The 465-nt window shown below is 64.9% G+C and carries 1 protein-coding gene; it reads right to left on the bottom strand.

Annotated elements, in window-relative coordinates:
• Positions 1-445: hypothetical protein (locus AC1U89_RS24730; RefSeq protein ID WP_479902254.1), on the bottom strand; the 445-nt coding region annotated here is incomplete at its 3' end.
• Positions 446-465 lie beyond the last annotated feature (20 nt).

Here is a 465-nt window from a genome sequence, read left to right as displayed (position 1 = left end):
CGATTGTGCCATCCATGGTCCATCCGCGGCCCTGGTCGATCTGCAGCCACACCGGGATGTCGATGTTCGGGGCCAGCGTGATGGGGTTGCGCTCCTCGTACCAGTCCCCGTCGAGCTCGTTCATCACGATGTCGAACCAGGCTTCGTGGTTCTTCGGGTAGTTCAGGACATGGACCAGGTTCGGCCACGCGGCGACGTCTGGATCCTCCAGGCGCTTGGCGACGAGCCGCTTGAGTTCCTCGGGGGAGTATTTATCGATCATGCGCGACTTGACGTTGTCGGTGAAGGCCCAGCCGGAGTCGCCGCCGCGGCCCTCGCGGGCTGCCCGCGGCATGAACCACATAACGCCGCCGTGGTAGGTGGTCTCGTAGAAGTCGTAGTGCCCGCCGGAGACGAAGATCGCCTTCAGGTGCGGCGGGCGCTCGGCCGCGGCCAGCACCTGCATGGACCCGAAGTAGGAGATGC

Source organism: Caulobacter sp. 05T431 (assembly GCF_056665975.1).
Note: the sequence above shows the minus strand (reverse complement) of the source record. Positions and strands in the feature narration are given on the sequence as shown.